The following is a 12,387-nucleotide window of genomic DNA, read 5'->3' as shown; positions in this document are numbered from 1 at the left end:
GCTCGCCACTCGAGATCGCCCGGCGGTCCGGCGTGACCGCCAGCAGATCCGCCCCTGGCCGGCGGATACGCGTCGTCGCCGTGGCTGTGCAGAAGGGCGGCACCGGCAAGACGACGCTGGCGGCCTCGCTCGCGGTCGCGGCGGCGGAAACCGGCGAAAGCGTCGTCGCCTTCGACCTCGATCCACAGGGCTCCCTCGCGGGCTGGGGTGCCCTGCGCCGGAAGAACGGGATCGTCGTCGACCGCATCCAGGCCTGGGAAATCGGGCAATTGCCCGAAATCCTCGACGGCGCCTCCGAGAGCGGGGCGACGATCGCCCTCGTCGATACCGCCGGCACCGCCACCGGCGCGACCCCGGCCCTGAGCGCCGCCGACCTCGTCCTGGTGCCGGTGAGACCGTCCCGGCTCGATCTCGTGGCCGCCCGGCCGACCCTGCAGACCCTCGTCGGCCTCGGCATGCGAAGCCGGCTGGCCCTCGTCCTCAATCAGTGCCCGCCCCCGCCCTCCGCGCGGACGGAGGCCTACGCAGCCCAGCTCCGCGCCCTCGGCGTGCTGGCCGAACCGGGCATCGTCCAGCGCGTCGACCATCAGGACGCGGTCGCGGCGGGCCTCGGCGTCACCGAATACGCGCCCCTGGGACAGGCCGCCGGCGAAATCCGCGCGCTGTGGGACTGGATCGCCACGAAGATGAGCGCGTGATCCGAGGGGCCGGCGTCCGAGCGGGATTGCCCGTCCGTCATCGCTTCCGGTGGAAGATCGGCGCCTAAACAGGCACGCGCTGGCGTGCCAACGCGTGCCTGTTTAGCTCCTTGATGTGTCGCAGGTCACCGACGCAAAACCGGTGACCACTTTTGCGAAACCTGCTCAGAGCGACCAGCCGCCATCGACCGAGATCGCCGCGCCGGTCACGAACGCACCGAGATCGGAACTCATCCACAGAACGGCTTCCGCGATCTCCTCCGGCCTGCCCAGCCGACCGACCGGCTCCAGGTCGATGGCCTTCTGGATGTCGCCTCCCGTGAAGCGGTCCATCATCGGCGTCTCGATATTGCCGGGCAGGACGGCGTTCACCCGGATGTTCGAGGTCGCGTAATCGAGGGCGGCGGATTTGGTGAGGCCGATGATGGCGTGCTTCGAGGCGGCATAGCTCGCGCCGCCGGCCACTCCCCGGATGCCAGCGCCCGAGGAGGTGTTCACCACGACGCCCCCGCCCTGGCGCAGCATCTGCGCGATCTCGTGCTTCATGCACAGGAAGGTCCCGCGCAGGTTGATGTCGAGGATACGGTCCCATTCGTCGAGCCCGATCTCGGCGAGGGGCGCCGCCTTGTTCTCGACGCCGGCATTGTTGAACGCCATGTCGAGCCGGCCGAACGCCGCGACGGTGGACGCGACCGCCGCTTCGACCTGCTCCGGCACCGAGACGTCGCAGGCGAGGACCAGCACCTCGCCGCCCAAAGCCCGGATCGCATCGGTGGTCGGCCGCAGCGCGTCCACGCTCAGGTCGAGGATGGCGACGCGGGCGCCTTCGCGGGCGAAGGCGACGGCGGTGGCGCGCCCGATGCCGCTGGCGGCTCCGGTGACGAAGGCGGCCTTGCCGGTGAAGCGGTCGGGTCGGGACATGGAATGACCTCTCTGGAATCGGATGGGAGCCGGCCTCGCACCGACGGAGATCGAAGGATCCTTCGATGTCGGGGAAGCGGCCGTGATCGTCGGTCCGGACGTAGGAGGCTTCGGGAGGTTGCGCGACCCGCGGCCGCCTCACCGGAACGATGAGCGCAGCTCATCGTTCCGACCCTCACGGCGCCGGCTAAAGGCCGAGCGGGCGCATCTCGCGGATGAGCGCGATCAACAGCCGAAGGCCGGTCGGGAGTTGGCGGCGACCCGGATAATACAGGGAGAAGCCCGCGCCGGAGGGCGACCAATCCTCGAGGACGAGGCGCAGATCGCCCCTGCGGACCGGCCCCGCCACGCAGGGTTCCGGGAGGTAGGCGAGCCCCACCCCCTCCGTGGCGAGGGTGACCGCGAGCTCGGTACTGTCGAGCGTCAACGCCCCGGGCACGTCGAGCGCCAGGGGCTCTCCGTCCTTCTCGAATTCCCAATGGTAGATGTGGTCGTTGCCGAGCCGGATGCGCAGGCAGCGATGGGCGAGGAGGTCGCGGGGATGCGTCGGCATGCCGAAGCGCTTCAGATAGCCGGGCGCGCCCACCACCACCCAGCGGATGTCGGCGGACAGGCGCTGGGCGATCATGTCCTCCGGCACCGTGTCGCCGTAGCGGATGCCCGCATCGGCGCCCGCCTCGACCACGTCCAGCAAGTGGTTCGACACGCGGATGTCGATCGCGACGTCCGGATAGCGCTCGAGGAAGGTCGGGAGGATCGGGGCGAGCAGGAGCACGCTCGCATGCTCCGACACGTTGAGGCGGACCCGGCCCGCCGGCTCGCCGCGATGGCGGTTCAGGGCCTCGACCGCGAGGCCGATCGCCGCGAACGGCGCGTCGATGGACGCGAAGAGCTCCTCGCCGGCGGCGGTGAGCGTGACGCTCCTGTTCGTGCGATTGACGAGGCGGACGCCGAGCCGCGTCTCCAGCCCCTTCAGGGCATGGCTCAGCGCCGAGGCGCTGATGCCGAGGTCGAGGCCGGCACGCCGGAAGCTGCGATGCTTCGCGATCGCGAGAAAATATCCGAGATCGGCGAGGTCGGCACGGCTGAGCTGCACGATACCGTTGTGACGGTGCTGCGGCGTCCGCGCAACCAGCGTGAACGCCGCTCATCACCGATCGATGCCGCGTCCCGATCGACGCCGAAGCCGGGGTCGGGAATCTGAGGCGCGCGACGGCGCCTCCCTACGCGCCCTTCGCCCCGAAGGCCGCCAGGATGCGCGCCCAGGAGCGGGTGCCCTTGTGGAAGCTCCTGAGATCGTACTTCTCGTTGGGGGAATGGATGCGGTCGTCGTCGAGGCCGAAGCCGATGAGCAGCGTGTTGCGATCGAGGAGCCGCTTGAAATCGCCGACGATGGGGATCGAGCCGCCGGCGCCGATGGTGACGGCGGGAACGCCCCATTCCTCGGCGAGCGCCGTGCGGGCGGTCTCGAGTTCGGGCATGTCGAAGGGCAGGCTGATGGCGCGGCTGCCCTTGTAGCAGATCACCTCCACGGAGCAGTCGGAGGGGATGCGCTCGCGCACGAAGGCCTCGAACGTCCTGGCCAGCACGGCCGGGTCCTGGTCGTCCACCAGACGGAACGAGACCTTGGCGCTGGCCTGTCCCGCGATGACGGTCTTGGTGCCCTCGCCGGTATAGCCGCCGATGATGCCGTTGACGTCGCAGGCCGGACGCGACTGCACCAGTTCGATCAGCATCCGCCCGCGCTCGCCGGCCGGCTCCTTCAGGCCGATGGGGCCGAGGAACGTCTCCGCCGTGAAATCGAGCCCGCGCCACTGGTCGAGGATGTCGGCCGGCCGCTCGCGCACGCCCTCGTAGAAGCCCGGCAGGGCGACCTTGCCGTCGGCATCGTGCAGGTCGGCGATGATCTTGGACAGGACGTGGATCGGGTTGCGCGCCGCCCCGCCGAAGAAGCCCGAATGCAGGTCGCGGTCGGCGCAGGTGACCTTCACCTCGAAATAGGCGAGCCCGCGCAGGGAGGTGGTGATGGCCGGCGTGCTGCCGTTCCACATGCTGGTGTCGCAGACGAGGACGATGTCGGCGGCGAGTTTTTCGCGGTTGGCCGCGACCCATTCGGGCAACCCTTGCGAGCCGTTCTCCTCGGCGCCCTCGATCAGCAGGGTGACGCCGCAGGGCAATTCCCCTTCCATCGCGATGAAGGCGCGGCAGGCCTCGACGAAGGTCATCACCTGACCCTTGTCGTCGGAGGCGCCGCGGGCGACGATCTGCTTCTCGCCCTTCGCATTGAGGGAGATGCGCGGCTCGAAGGGCGGCGTCTCCCACAGGTTCAGCGGGTCCACCGGCTGCACGTCGTAATGGCCGTAGAACAGCACGTGCGGCGTGCCGGGCTTGGGCGCATGCGCCAGCACCACCGGATGCAGCGAGGTCTCGTGGATGGCGGTCTCGAAGCCGAGCGCCGCGAGATTGCCTTCGAGCCACTGCGCCGCCTCGCGGCAATGGCCGGCATAGGCCGGATCGGTGGAGATCGATGGGATTCGCAGGAAGTCGAACAGCCGCTCCAGGGAATTGTCGAGGTCGCGGTCGATATCGTTGAGAACCGGGTCGAGGGCGGCCATCGCAGGTCCTTCGTGGCGAGCGGGGATGGCCGAAGGGTTAGCCGAGGGGATGAGCGGGCGCAAACTGCGGACTGGGGAAGGTGTCTGGGGCTTGGGATGCGGTTCGATGCTGCTCGGAACGAAACCGCGAACATCACGCCGTCATTCCGGGGCGCCGAAGGCGAGCCCGGAATCCAGAAACGCCTCCCGTGCCGTATCGAACCTGCGTCGCGGCTCTGGATTCCGGGCTCCGCTACGCGGACCCGGAACGACGGCGTGGGTCGGCAAGACAGGTGTTCTCCTTTGGTGATGATGGGCCGCCCATTCGAGCGTGCCGCCCGATCCCGGCTCGTGCCGGGAGGTGGGAAATCACCGTCCCGGGAACACGCGCAATTTGGAATGGTTATCGAGTGACCGGCGCGGGGCGTGGACGTTCTTTCCCCTCGGGCCGCAGCCATTCTCGAAACCCGGTCGGCTCGCCCGGCCCCTGACCGTTCAGGACACGCCCATGCTCATCGACAGCGGATCGCCCGGCGCGCCAGCCACCATCGGCATCAGCCTGACCATCAACGGCGAAGTCCGCGAACTTCCGGTCGCGCCCTGGACCACCCTCCTCGACCTGCTGCGCGAGGATCTAGACCTCACCGGCACCAAGAAGGGCTGCGACCACGGCCAGTGCGGCGCCTGCACGGTGCTGGTGGACGGCAAGCGCATCAATTCCTGCCTCGCGCTGGCCGTGATGAAGGACGGCGCCGACATCGTCACCGTCGAGGGATTGGCGAAGGACGGTGCCATGCACCCGCTCCAGGCCGCCTTCGTCGAGCGCGATGCCTTCCAGTGCGGATACTGCACCCCCGGCCAGCTCTGCTCGGCGGCGGGCATGATCTCGGAAGGTCATGCCACCTCGCGCGAGGAGATCCGCGAGGCCATGAGCGGCAACATCTGCCGCTGCGGCGCCTACACCAACATCGTCGATGCCATCGAAGACGTCATGCACGCGGGAGCCGCCCGATGAACCGCTTCGATTACGTCCGCCCGACCACGGTGGAGGAGGCGGTGAGAGCCATCGGCTCGGCCGCCAATGCCCGCTTCATCGCCGGCGGCACCAACCTCGTCGACCTCATGAAGTACAATGTCGAGCGGCCCGAGCGCCTCGTCGACATCACCCGCCTGCCCCTCGAAGCGATCGAGGAGCGCGACGGCGGCCTCAGCATCGGCGCCCTCGTGACCAATGCGACGGTAGCCTATGACGAGCGGATCAAGAGCCGCTACCCGCTCCTGTCGAGCGCGATCCTGGCCGGCGCCTCGGGCCAGCTGCGCAACGCCGCCACCACCGGCGGCAACCTGCTTCAGCGCACCCGCTGCTACTATTTCTACGACGAGGCGATGCCGTGCAACAAGCGTGAGCCCGGCACGGGCTGCCAAGCGATCGGCGGCGTCAACCGCATCCACGCCATCTTCGGCACCAGCGACAAGTGCATCGCCACGCACCCCTCCGACATGTGCGTGGCGCTGGCGGCCCTCGACGCCAAGATCCGGGTCACCGGGCCGGGCGGCGAGCGGACCATTCCCTTCGCCGAGTTCCATCGTCTGCCCGGCGACGAGCCGCAGCGGGACACCAACCTCGCCGCCGACGAGATCGTCCTGTCGGTCGATCTGCCCGGCGAGGATTTCACCGGCCACCACACCTACCTGAAGCTGCGCGATCGGCTCTCCTACGCCTTCGCCCTGGTCTCGGTGGCCGCCGTGATGACGCTGGACGGCGAGACGATCACCGACGCCCGCTTCGCTCTCGGCGGCGTCGCCCACAAGCCCTGGCGCAACCCGCAGGCGGAGTCGTTCCTGAATGGCAAGCCGGCCACGCGCGAAACTTTCGAGGCTGCCGCCGACATCGTCGTCCGTGAAGCCCAGCCGCAATCCGAGAACGGCTTCAAGGTCGAACTCGCCCGGCGCGCCATCATCCGCGGCCTGACCCAGGCCGCCGCCGGCACGCCCCAGTCGCAATCCGACAAGCGCATCGCCTGAGGACCCGTCCAGACATGGCCAACAGCATCTCCTCCACCGGCACGGACAGCTTCGTCGGCACCGCACAGAGCCGCGTCGACGGCCCCGCCAAGGTGACCGGCCAGGCGAAATACGCCGGCGAGTTCACCGCCATCGACCTCGCCCACGGCTATGTCGTCTCCGGCGGCATCGCCAAGGGCCGCATCACCGCCATCGACACGGCAGCGGCGGAAGCCGTGCCCGGCGTCCTCAAGGTCTTCACCCACGAGAACCGTCCGCGCACGGCCTGGCTCGACTACAATTACCAGGACGCGGTGGCGCCTCCCGGCTCGCCGTTCCGCGCCCTCTACGACGACAGGATCCTCTACAGCGGCCAGCCGGTCGCCCTGGTCGTCGCCGAGGATTTCGGTACCGCCCGCTATGCGGCGTCCCTGGTGAAGGTCGCCTACGACGCCGAGGAGCCGCTCACCGACGTGGAGCGCCAGCGCGCGTTCGGCTACGAGCCGCCGAAGAAGCGAGCCGGCATCAAGCCGCCGCCCGCGCCCTGGGGCGATGCCGACGGCGCCTTCGCCGCGGCTCCGATCCAGCTGCGCAGCGACTACACCCTCGCCGTGGAGCACCATAACCCGATGGAGCCGCATGCCTCCACGGTGGTGTGGGACGGCGACGGCGCGATCACCGTCTACGACAAGATCCAGGGCGTCTCGAACAGCCAGGGCTACATCGCCGGCGTGTTCGGCATGGACAAGGACAAGGTGCGGGTCCTCAATCCGTATCTCGGCGGCGGCTTCGGCCTCGGTCTCCGGCCGCAATACCAGCTCTTCCTCGCGGTCATGGCGGCACGTGAACTCGAGCGCTCGGTCCGCGTGGTCCTGACCCGCGACCAGATGTTCACCTTCGGCTATCGTCCCGACGTGCGCCAGACGATCTCCCTTGGTGCGGACGAAGGCGGCAAGCTCCAGTCGATCAAGCACGATGCCCTGTCGGGCACCTCGCGGTTCGAGGATTACCAGGAGGTCGTGGTCAACTGGTCGGCCATCCTCTACGGCGGCTGCGAGAACGTCTCCCTCGACTACAAGCTGACGCAGATCGACACCTACACCCCCGCCGACATGCGGGCACCGGGGGCGGTGACGGGGGTGTTCGCCCTCGAGATCGCCATGGACGAACTGGCCTACGCCACCGGCCAGGACCCGATAGCGGTGCGTCTCAAGAACTACACCGACAGGGACCCGACCGAGGACAAGCCCTTCGGCTCGAAGGCCCTGCGCTCCTGCTACGAGCAGGGCGCGGAGCGCTTCGGCTGGTCGGAGCGCAACCCGGAGCCCCGCTCCATGCGCGACGGCAAGGAGCTCGTCGGCTGGGGCATGGCCACCGGCGTGTGGGAAGCGCTGATGCAGAAATCGGCGGCGCAGGCGACCCTGACCTCGGACGGCAAGCTCGTCGTCGGCAATTCCACCGGCGATATCGGCACCGGCACCTACACGATCCTGACCCAGATCGCGGCCGATGCCCTCGGCCTTCCGATGGAGGACGTGACGACGAAGCTCGGCGATACCCAGCTCGCCGAAGCCCCCGTGGCCGGTGGTTCCTGGACGGCGGCGTCGTCCGGCACGGCGGTGATGAAGGCCTGCCGCAAGATCGCCGCGGATGTCTTCGCCATGGCCCGCGCCATGGACGATTCCCCCCTCGCCAATGTCGATCTAGAGCGCGTCGTCTTCACCGGCGGGCGGATCGAGGTGGCGGGCGACCCGTCCCGCAGCGTCTCGCTCGTGGACGCCATGAAAGCGGGCGGCGTCGACAAGGTCGAGGCGACCGAGTCGGCCGGGCCGGATGCCGGCCACATGAAGGAGTTCGCCTCCTACACCCACTCGGCCGTCTTCGCGGAAGTGAAGATCGACGAGGAACTCGGTCAGGTCCGGCTCACCAGGATCGTTTCGGCCATCGCAGCGGGCAAGATCATCAACCTCAAGACCGCGCGCAGCCAGATCCTCGGCGGCGTGGTCATGGGGATCGGCTCGGCGCTGGAGGAGGAATCGATGCTCGACCACACGGTCGGCCGGTTCATGAACCACAATTTCGGCGAGTATCACGTGCCGGTGAATGCCGACATCCACGACATCGACGTGATCTTCGTGGAGGAGGACGACAAGGCCAACCCGATGGGTGTGAAGGGCCTCGGCGAGATCGGCATCGTCGGCACGGCTGCGGCCATCGCCAACGCGGTGTTCCACGCCACCGGCAAGCGCATCCGCGACCTGCCGATCACCATCGACAAGATCATCGACTGATCACGCGGCGGACGTCCCAGACCCGATAGATCGAAGGCCCGAACCATTCTGTGGCTTCGGGCCTTCGTCGTTGGGAGACGCCGGTGACAGATCCGTCCTCAACTCGCCAGCGCCAACGCCTCCTCGGCAAGGCGCTTCGATCGGACCTCCGCCACGCGCTCGGCCAGATATTCCGTGTCGCGGGCGATGCCCGAGAAGCGTCCCGAGCCCCAGGTGTGCAGCCAGGGCAGGCCGACGAAGTAGAGGCCCTCCACCGCCGTCACCCCGCGTCTGTGGATCGGCAGGACGCGCCCGTCGAAGGCGGGGGCGTGGACGAAGCCGTAATCGGCGCGAAAGCCCGTGGCCCAGATCACGCTGCCGATGCCGGCCGCCCTGGCGTCGAGGCTCGGCTCGTGCGGACCCGGCGCCCAGAGCGGCGTATAGTGCGCCTGTCCGGGGGCTGCGATGCCCTTGGCGGCGATGTGCCTGTCGATGGCGCCCTGGATGCCGGTATAGACCGCGTCCGCATTGTCGAGGTTCTTCGCCAGATCGTCGGCGAAGCGCAAAGCCGGCCCGTCGATGGAATCGAGGCGCCCGTGCAGGCTCATGCCTTCCAGGGCGAAGCGGCGCAGGTCGATGTCGCGCCCGCCGTCGCGTCCGGTGAGGTAGTGGTTGGCCTTGCGCCGGACGTCCTCCTTGAGCGGATGGTCCTCCACGGCGAGGTCGTACTGACCCATCTCGGCGAGCCAGTCGACGGCATCGCGGCCGCGATAGACGCGCGGGCAGCGTGGGGCCGAGCCGACCACGAGATGGACCTTGCGGCCCGACAGGTGGAGATCCTCGGCGATCTGGCAGCCGGACTGGCCAGAGCCCACCACCAGCACCGCGCCCTCAGGCATCCCGCCAGAATTGCGGTAGGCGGAGGAATGGATCTGCCTGATGTCGCCCGGCAGGCGCGCGGCGAAGGCCGGGATCGAGGGCACGTGATAGCCGCTGATCGCCATCACCACCTGATCGGCGGTGTGCTCGCCACGGCTCGTGGCGACGATGAATCCGCCGCCGGGCCGACGCCGGATCGCGGTCACCGCCACGCCCTCGACCACGGGCGCCGCGATCGCCCTCGCATAGGCCTCGATGTAGCCGACGATCTCGTCCTTCGGCATGAAACCGTGCGGCTCCCCTCCCGGATAGGGAAAGCCCGGCAATTGGCACTGCCAGTTCGGCGTCACCAGGCAGAAGCTGTCCCAGCGCTGGGTCTTCCAGGCATGGGCGATGCTGTCCTTCTCGAACAGGATGTGGTCGATGCCGCGTAGGCGGAGCTGGTAGCTCATCGAGAGGCCGGCCTGCCCGCCGCCGACGACGATGACCGAATGGTGCGCGGGATGCGTCGGGTTCTGGTCCATGCGGGATGTCCTCCGGGCTCGGGCCACAGCGTGACCCGGCAAAGAAATCGGGGCCGCTACTCCTCGAAGGCTTCCACCGTGACGCGGGCGTCGGGCGTGGCGGCGAGCGCCGTCGCGCGCGCCTCGATCCGGGCGAGCTGTCCCAGGGCGAGGCTGCAGGGGAAGCCGTATCGGGCCTCCACGCGCTCGCTGGCGATGGTCAGGGCCGTCCGGCTGCGGGCGGCGAACTCGGCGACTTCATAGGTCTCGCCGATGGCGAGATGCTCCTTGACGACGAGGGAGGGCGAGTAGCAGGCCTCGCGCAGACCATCGGGCCAGCGCACGTGGAAGCGCATCTCAGGCATCCGACATCTCCTGCTTGCGGGCCGCGAGGGTCGCGTAGGCCGGCCGGTGCTTCTCGGCGCAGGCCCGCCAGGAATGCGCCTCGGCGACGCCGATCCCCGCCTTGGCCAGCCGGCCTCGGGTGGAGGGCCGGAGGGCCGCGCGCATCCCGTGGAGGATCGATCCCGCCTCCTCCGGATCGACGAACACCGTGTCCGCGGCGGTGAGATATTCGGTGAAGGGCGCCCGGTCGGAGACGATGGTCGGCGTGCCGCTCGCCATCGCCTCCAGCACGCAGAGGCCGAACCCCTCCTTGAGGGAGGGGAAGACCAGGGCGTCGGCGAGGCGGTAGAGGGCGGGCATCGCGGCCTGAGGCACCGGCCCCGTCTGCACCACCGGACGGCCGGGTCCAAGGCCGAGGCCGTTCCGCTCGAGGGCCGCCCGGCAGCGGGCCTGATAGCCGGAATGGTCGAGGAGCGAGGCGCCGCCGACGACGAGGAGCTGCGCCTCCGGCCACTCGTCCCTCAGCCGGGCGAAGGCCTCGATGATGGCGAGGCTGTTCTTGCGCTCTTCGAACCCCCCGATGCTGAGGAAAATCGGGCCCTGGCCGACGCCCCACTCGCTCCGCAGGGCGGCGTCCCCCTCTCCCGGCTCGGGGCCGAAGGCGCCGGTATCGACGCCGTTGCCGACATTGAGGGCGGCGAGCCCGTAATCCCGTGTGAGGGCGCCCTGCCACAGGCTGCTGACGCAGAGGAGCGCGGTGGCATCGAAGATCGCCCTATCGTGCCAATAGGCGAGCTGCGGATCGGAGAAGAGGTCGACATGATGGACCGTGCGCACGAAGCCGGGGATCAGGCGTCGGCGCGTCAGGGTGGCGAGGGCGTTGCCGCTGATCGCGTCCTGGGCATGGAAGACGTCGTAATCGCAGGCCGCCGGCGACGCGAAATGGCGCAGGTAATCCTCGATCCGGGTGCGGACAAGGTCCACCGTCGACCCGGAGACCGGTCGCGCGGCCACCGAGATCACCGGGCAGGATGCCTTGCGGAAGAAGCCGGTTCCCGAAGGGTCCGGCGCATGGATCACGGCCCTGTGGCCGAGGGCGGCGAGCGCCTCGCCCAAGGCCAGGGCATGGACCACGCCGCCGCGCGGATTGGTGGAATGCGCGAGGATCGCGATGCGGAGAGACCCGGCCATGTCCGTCATTCCCCTTGCCCGCAGCCGATGAGGGGGCTCGCGGCGAAGTCCCAGATCACGGCCTCCTCCGACCCGTCGGACAGAGTGGCGACGCGGCTCGCATCGATGCCGCCGATGACGGCAGCGGCGATTCCGCGATCCGTGAAGCGCCGCAAGACCGGCTGGACATGCTCTGGAGAGACGCTGAGGAGGTAGCCGAAGCTCGGGAAGGCGGTGAGCCAGCGGGCGACCTCGATCCCCTCGGGGCGCGGAATCCGGTCGAGCCGGATCGCCGCGCCGACGCGGGAGCATTCGAGCAGCATCAGGGCGGTGCCGACGAGGCCGGCCATGCTGATGTCCTTGGCGGCCTTGGCGAGACCGTCCTCGGCGATGCCGGCGAGAATCGCGATGTCGCCACGCAGGCGCGCCGCCGGAGCGCCCGTGGCGGCGTCCCAATAGGGGTGCGGATCGCGGAAGCGCCCGCGCAGGTCGATCGCCGCCACGAGGCTGTCGCCCGGCATCGCGTCGAAGCTGGTGAGCAGGCGTTTCGCCCGGCCGAGGATGGCGACGGCCAGATGCTCGCCCTCGCTGCGGGTATTGGTATGTCCCCCGACCACCGGCACGCCGAAGGTCTCGGCCCCGGCTCTCAGGCCGGTCAGGACCGGATCGGCATGGGACTGGTCCCGGCTCCACAGGGCGTCGACCACCGCGATCGACCGTCCGCCCATGGCGGCGATGTCGCTGACATTGACCATCACCCCGCAGAAGCCGGCGAAATACGGATCGGCGGCGACGAATCCGTCCATGAACCCTTCGATGGCGAAGAGAAGGTAGCCGTCGCCGTCGGGGATGGCGGCGCAATCGTCGCCGAGCGGAACGGCGTCCGCGCGCCCGCCGAGGCCGAGCCGGCCGATCACCGCGTCGATGTCGCGCTTGTGGGCGAGGCCGCGCCCGTTGCGGATGCCATGCGCCATCTCGGCGAGGGAGGGCAGCAGGGTCATGG

At 69.2% G+C, this 12,387-nt stretch carries 11 protein-coding genes; 4 read left to right on the top strand and 7 right to left on the bottom strand.

What is annotated here, in order from left to right:
• Positions 1-80: 80 nt before the first annotated feature.
• On the top strand, positions 81-698 hold the full coding sequence (locus ACFQ4G_RS08645) for a nucleotide-binding protein (RefSeq protein ID WP_379040091.1): 618 nt from the start codon (positions 81-83) through the stop codon (positions 696-698).
• Positions 699-863: 165 nt separating this feature from the next.
• On the opposite strand, the gene ACFQ4G_RS08640 is transcribed toward ACFQ4G_RS08645, so the two are convergent.
• From ACFQ4G_RS08640 to ACFQ4G_RS08630, 3 genes are all read right to left on the bottom strand, one after another.
• Entirely contained in the window at positions 864-1,619 is a 756-nt protein-coding gene (locus ACFQ4G_RS08640; protein ID WP_238208857.1) for a glucose 1-dehydrogenase, read from the bottom strand.
• A gap of 187 nt (positions 1,620-1,806) precedes the next feature.
• A complete protein-coding gene (locus tag ACFQ4G_RS08635) occupies positions 1,807-2,715 on the bottom strand; it encodes a LysR family transcriptional regulator (protein ID WP_238208856.1) in 909 nt (302 codons plus the stop codon).
• A gap of 127 nt (positions 2,716-2,842) precedes the next feature.
• A complete protein-coding gene (locus ACFQ4G_RS08630; RefSeq protein ID WP_238208855.1) occupies positions 2,843-4,234 on the bottom strand; it encodes a M20/M25/M40 family metallo-hydrolase in 1,392 nt (463 codons plus the stop codon).
• A gap of 487 nt (positions 4,235-4,721) precedes the next feature.
• Between ACFQ4G_RS08630 and ACFQ4G_RS08625 the strand changes: the two genes are divergently transcribed.
• Genes ACFQ4G_RS08625 through ACFQ4G_RS08615 form a run of 3 tightly spaced genes read left to right on the top strand, consistent with a single transcriptional unit; the run spans position 4,722 to position 8,508 of the window.
• A complete protein-coding gene (locus ACFQ4G_RS08625; RefSeq protein WP_238208854.1) occupies positions 4,722-5,228 on the top strand; it encodes a (2Fe-2S)-binding protein in 507 nt (168 codons plus the stop codon).
• A complete protein-coding gene (locus ACFQ4G_RS08620) occupies positions 5,225-6,238 on the top strand; it encodes an FAD binding domain-containing protein (RefSeq protein WP_238208853.1) in 1,014 nt (337 codons plus the stop codon). Before ACFQ4G_RS08625 ends, ACFQ4G_RS08620 begins: the two co-directional genes overlap by 4 nt.
• A 14-nt stretch (positions 6,239-6,252) precedes the next feature.
• Entirely contained in the window at positions 6,253-8,508 is a 2,256-nt protein-coding gene (locus tag ACFQ4G_RS08615; protein WP_238208852.1) for a xanthine dehydrogenase family protein molybdopterin-binding subunit, read from the top strand.
• Positions 8,509-8,606: 98 nt separating this feature from the next.
• Here ACFQ4G_RS08615 and ACFQ4G_RS08610 read toward each other — a convergent pair whose 3' ends face one another.
• From ACFQ4G_RS08610 to ACFQ4G_RS08595, 4 genes are read right to left on the bottom strand one after another with little or no spacing between them, the layout of a single operon-like run.
• Positions 8,607-9,890, bottom strand: coding sequence for an MSMEG_0569 family flavin-dependent oxidoreductase (locus tag ACFQ4G_RS08610; RefSeq protein WP_238208851.1), 1,284 nt, complete (start codon positions 9,888-9,890; stop codon positions 8,607-8,609).
• 56 nt (positions 9,891-9,946) lie between these two features.
• A complete protein-coding gene (locus ACFQ4G_RS08605; protein WP_238208850.1) occupies positions 9,947-10,234 on the bottom strand; it encodes an MSMEG_0570 family nitrogen starvation response protein in 288 nt (95 codons plus the stop codon).
• On the bottom strand, positions 10,227-11,405 hold the full coding sequence (locus tag ACFQ4G_RS08600) for an MSMEG_0565 family glycosyltransferase (protein WP_238208849.1): 1,179 nt from the start codon (positions 11,403-11,405) through the stop codon (positions 10,227-10,229). Before ACFQ4G_RS08600 ends, ACFQ4G_RS08605 begins: the two co-directional genes overlap by 8 nt.
• A 5-nt stretch (positions 11,406-11,410) precedes the next feature.
• Positions 11,411-12,385, bottom strand: a complete 975-nt coding sequence (locus tag ACFQ4G_RS08595; RefSeq protein ID WP_238208848.1) for a sll0787 family AIR synthase-like protein — start codon at positions 12,383-12,385, stop codon at positions 11,411-11,413.
• Between the last annotated feature and the right edge of the window lie 2 nt (positions 12,386-12,387).

The organism is Methylobacterium marchantiae (assembly GCF_042679825.1).
Lineage (GTDB): Bacteria > Pseudomonadota > Alphaproteobacteria > Rhizobiales > Beijerinckiaceae > Methylobacterium > Methylobacterium marchantiae.
The sequence above is the reverse complement of the archived record's forward strand: the minus strand, read 5'-3'. Positions and strand labels throughout refer to the sequence as shown.

Coding starts and splice junctions, on each gene's coding strand:
- ACFQ4G_RS08615 (WP_238208852.1), top strand. CDS start 6,253: ATGGCCAACAGCATCTCCTCCACCGGCACGGACAGCTTCGTCGGCACC.
- ACFQ4G_RS08605 (WP_238208850.1), bottom strand. CDS start 10,234: ATGCCTGAGATGCGCTTCCACGTGCGCTGGCCCGATGGTCTGCGCGAG.
- ACFQ4G_RS08630 (WP_238208855.1), bottom strand. CDS start 4,234: ATGGCCGCCCTCGACCCGGTTCTCAACGATATCGACCGCGACCTCGAC.
- ACFQ4G_RS08625 (WP_238208854.1), top strand. CDS start 4,722: ATGCTCATCGACAGCGGATCGCCCGGCGCGCCAGCCACCATCGGCATC.
- ACFQ4G_RS08610 (WP_238208851.1), bottom strand. CDS start 9,890: ATGGACCAGAACCCGACGCATCCCGCGCACCATTCGGTCATCGTCGTC.
- ACFQ4G_RS08595 (WP_238208848.1), bottom strand. CDS start 12,385: ATGACCCTGCTGCCCTCCCTCGCCGAGATGGCGCATGGCATCCGCAAC.
- ACFQ4G_RS08600 (WP_238208849.1), bottom strand. CDS start 11,405: ATGGCCGGGTCTCTCCGCATCGCGATCCTCGCGCATTCCACCAATCCG.
- ACFQ4G_RS08640 (WP_238208857.1), bottom strand. CDS start 1,619: ATGTCCCGACCCGACCGCTTCACCGGCAAGGCCGCCTTCGTCACCGGA.
- ACFQ4G_RS08620 (WP_238208853.1), top strand. CDS start 5,225: ATGAACCGCTTCGATTACGTCCGCCCGACCACGGTGGAGGAGGCGGTG.